2 protein-coding genes and 1 pseudogene are annotated in these 4,142 nt (G+C 76.4%); all 3 read right to left on the bottom strand.

Annotated features, from left to right (window positions below):
• Positions 1-261 precede the first annotated feature (261 nt).
• Positions 262-981 (bottom strand): annotated as a pseudogene (locus D6718_06610) (AAA family ATPase).
• Positions 982-1,458: 477 nt separating this feature from the next.
• Entirely contained in the window at positions 1,459-2,112 is a 654-nt protein-coding gene (locus D6718_06605; GenBank protein ID RMG45772.1) for a hypothetical protein, read from the bottom strand.
• A gap of 151 nt (positions 2,113-2,263) precedes the next feature.
• Positions 2,264-4,142: hypothetical protein (locus tag D6718_06600; protein ID RMG45771.1), on the bottom strand; the 1,879-nt coding region annotated here is incomplete at its 5' end.

Genomic DNA, 4,142 nt, shown 5'->3' with positions numbered 1-4,142 from the left:
GCTTCGGCGCCGGCGCGCTCAGGCCGGCTCGAGCCGGGCCGCGAGCTCCTCTTCGGTGATCCCGAGTTCCTCGGCCGCCCGCGCGCGGTCGCCGCCGGCCCTTTCCATCGCCATCGAGATCCGGAACCGCTCCGCGGCCTGTTGCGCCCGCTCCACCGCCTCCTCCAGCGGGACGTCGGTCGGCACCCATCGCGCGAGCGCCTGCCGGTCCGGATCCTCCACGCGCGGGCGCAGCTCGAGATCGCCGGGACCGATGGTGTCGCCCTGAGCGAGGACGGCGGCGCGCTCCAGCTCGTTCTCGAGTTCCCGAACGTTCCCCGGCCAGCGGTAGGCGACGAGGCGCTGCATCGCCTCCGGCGACACCCGCAGTCCCGGGCGGCCGAGGCGCTCGGCGAGGCGCTCGACGACGTGGTTGACGAGCAGAGGGATGTCCTCGGGACGGTCCCGCAGCGCCGGCAGCGTGATCGGCACCACCGACAGCCGGTAGTACAGATCCTCGCGGAACGTCCCGGCGGCCACCGCCTGCCGCAGATCGCGGTTCGTGGCGGCGACGACGCGGATGTCGGCGGTGCGCATCTTCGTGCCGCCGATCCGGTCGTAGGTGTGATCCTGCAGCAGCCTGAGGATCTTCGCCTGCAGCGGCAGCGGCATCTCGCCGATCTCGTCGAGGAAGAGCGTGCCGCCCTCGGCCGCCTCCACTTTCCCCGGAGCGGCCGAGCTGGCGCCGGTGTAGGCCCCCTTCTCGTGGCCGAACAGCTCGTTCTCCAGGAGCGTCTCGGGAATCGCCGCGCAGTTGATCGCCACGAACGGCCCTTTGGCCCGCGGCGAGAAGGCATGGACCGCCCGCGCGACCAGCTCCTTTCCGGTACCCGATTCGCCGAGGATCAGCACCGTCGCGTCGGAGGACGCCACCCGCTCGACCAGCCGCGCCATCTCGCGCATCGCCGGAGCGCGCCCGATCAGGCGCGGCGCACCCGCCATGCCGCCGAACAGCGACCCGGCGGCTCGCGCCTCGCGGCGCCGCACCAGGACCCGTGCCGTCTCCACCCAGGGCTCGTCCTCGCCCGCCCCCGCGAGGAAGACGACGTCCTGGGCGCCGAGCCGGAAGGCCCGCGCCGTTTCGCGGGCGTCGAGCTCGTCACCGACGACGACGACCGGCAGCGCCGGCTCCGCGGCGCGCAGGTCTCCGAGCCAGGATGCGAACGCGTCGAGCGCGGCACCCGGATCGGGCAGCCACACGAGCAGCCCCGTCAGCTGCGCCCGCCGGCGACCGCCGACGGCGCGCCGCGCCTCGTCGGGCGTCATCGCCGCGACCGGCTCGTCGAGGAGGCGGCCGAGCGTCCGCGCCGCGGCGTCACGCGCCGGTCCGACGCTCCCCGCGAGGAGCACGGGCTGGAAGGATTCGTTCTTCACGGTGCGTCGTCGGGACGAGGCAGGCACGAGGCTCCCGGGGTCCGGTCAGCGTGATGGGGGCGGCCCGGCGCCGCCCGCGGCCTGCTGGCGCAGCTTGGCCAGCTCGGCCTCCAGTTCCTGGATGCGCTTTTCAGTCTGCCGGAGCCGCTGGACGTTGTCCATCCCGCTCAGCTCCTTGGCCTCGTCCTCGTTGAGCTGCGGGCGCGGCAGAAAGGGGTTGTGCAGCGCCAGTTTGTTGCGGCGAAGCCGCTCGAGCTCCTGCTCGATCTTCCGAATGCGCTCCTGCACCTGCGGCGATGGGCCCGCCGGGGCCGGCGCGGAGCGGCGCAGCCACCACTTGTTCTGCGGCCCGGAGGGTTCCGCCGGTCGCGCCGGTGACGCGGGACCGTACAGCCGCTCGAGGGTGCGGTTGTCGATGACGATGACCTCCTCGCCCGTCTCCGGATCCTTGCGGGTCGGTAGGCGCGAGGCCGCCCGGGCGGCGGCGGCCGCCTGCACGAGAGGCGAGGCCGCGTGCGAGGCCGGAGCCGCCTCGGCAGAGGACTGGGCCTTCTCCTCCGCCTGTTTCTCTTTCGCGCGTTCCGCCGTGCCGCCTCCACCCGGCGCGGCGAGCGCCGACAGGAGCCCGGCCATCGCGAAAGCGGCGAGAAGGCCGGCGATCGCACCGGCGCGGGATCGTGACGCGAAGCGAGCGGTCATCGGTGCCATCCCGGGACGGCCGCGGTGGGCGGACGCCCGAAGCCAATATGACACCGGGCCGGTGGCCTCACCACCCGGGCGCGCGGGCCGGCGAACGGGATCCGGCGCTTCCGAACGGCGGCGGCGGCGGCCGGTTCCCGCGCTCTCCTCCTCACGGCGCGAGGCGGAGGCCGGCGAGAAGAATCCGCGGGGCGCCGGGAGGCCCGGGTCGCCACCCGGCGTCCTCCCGCGAGGCCCCCCAGGCGGCGACCGTCACCGGTCCCCCGCTGCCGTCGAGGACCAGGCCTGCCCCGCGGAGCTGGCCGTGGAGAACGAGCGGGCCTTCCAGCGTCACCGGCCCCGTGCTCCCGAGAATCCCGGCGAAGCCGGTGCGGGCCTCCGGGCAGCTCCGCGCCAGGACGTCGGCCGAAGGCCCCTCCCACGGACCGACGCTCCACGGCCCGCACCCCGTCCCCTCCGGGAACACCGGCAGGCGGTCGTCCGCCGCGGATCCGAGGCGGTCCTCGCCGCGCGTGTCGCGCGGATCGCCCGGCGCCCGGTCGGGGCGCAGGCTCGCGGCCTCTTCGCGGAGAACGACCTCGGGACAGTCGGCGAGCACCGCGCCGGCGCCTCCTCCGAGAGATCGTTCGAGGCGAAGGGTGGCGGTGCAGCGGAGCAGGAGGAGGCCCCCGCCGGCCGGCCACACGTCCGCCAGCGAGCGCTCGCGGGCCCCGCCCTCGAGGCGGAACGATCCCGGGCGGTCGGGGATCTCCTCCGCGGCCCAGGCCCCCCTGACGCCGGCCCGCGCGAGCTCGCGCCACTCCTCCGGAACCGGCGGGCGGGTCGCCACGGGACAGCTGAGGAAGACACCCGAACGGTCCTCCGTCTTGCTCGGCGGCGCGGGGGGCGAACGCCGCGGTCCGAACGGGAAGGGCTGGGCGCACGGGCCCGGATCGTCGTCCACGCCGGGCCATCGGCCGCCGATCCGCGCGCGCCACCAGGGATCCGGAACGCTGCCCGGCTGGCTGCGCCAGGCTGCCAGGTCGGCCGTGCCGTCGCCGTCCGCGTCGTCGGCGGTCCCGTCGCCGTCGCTGTCGTCGCGGAGCGGCCGGTCGGGAGCCAGCCAGGGGATGCCACCCGGCCAGCCCGCCGCCGTGGCGGTGCCGGCCTCGAGATCGCCGGCGGCCACCGCCTCCCCGCGGGCCCAGGAGGCCTCACCCCGCAGCTCCAAGCGCCCGGAGGAGACGAGCGGCCGATCGAGGCGGCCCCAGTCGACCTCCAGGAGTTCGGCGCGGGCCGTGGCCAGCACGCGGGCTCCCGGCAGGGAGCGCTCGGCGGTCGCTTCGACCGTCGCGAGGGCGTCGGGGGCCGCGAGCGGCGGCGGCCTGCGCAAGGCGAGGCGGACCACGTCGACCGGCCCTCCGCCGCCCACGAGGGCCGTCAGCCGGTCCAGCAGCTCCGGAGCGGTGCTGCGGTCGATCACGACGTCCGGCCCGTCCTCGGTGCCCACGAAGCGCGCCTCCGCCTCCTCCGCCCCGGGCCGGAACAGTGCGCCGGCGCGTTCCTGGTAGCGGACGTTCCAGGGCGGTTCGGCATCGCGCCAGAGCGGGCCGCGCCCGTCCCCGTCCGGATCGATGCGGCGGAGATCGCGCTGCACCTGCCCCGGCTCCGGCGGCCCGAGCAGGGAGCCCCGCTCGGCCTCCTCGAACCACTGGGCAGCCACTCCGGCGGCCGCCGCCGCTGCCGCCGCCGCCTGGGCGCGGGCGACTCCGAGCGCGGCGGAGCGGCGCCACGCCCAGGCGACGGTGAACGCGCCGAGCGCGCTCGCCGCGAGCAGGAAGGACAGGACGACCACGGCGATCAGGACGGCACCGGCCTGCCCCGCCGGGAACCGCGGCGAGCGAGCACGGCGCCTCTCGCCGGCCGCGCTCCGCGCGGCGCGGGCGCGCGACCTCGCGCCCCGCAGGGCGGGTCGCTCGATCGCGGGCTCTCGGGCGCTCCACTCGGGCGTCCGCGCACGGAGCGAAGCGCCCCGCAGCGGACCGGAGCCG

The organism is Acidobacteriota bacterium (assembly GCA_003696075.1).
In the GTDB taxonomy this organism is placed as follows: domain Bacteria; phylum Acidobacteriota; class Polarisedimenticolia; order J045; family J045; genus J045.
Note: the sequence above shows the minus strand (reverse complement) of the source record. Positions and strands in the feature narration are given on the sequence as shown.

Excerpts from the sequence above, each read along its gene's own strand:
- D6718_06605 (RMG45772.1), bottom strand. The coding sequence starts at position 2,112 with ATGACCGCTCGCTTCGCGTCACGATCCCGCGCCGGTGCGATCGCCGGC.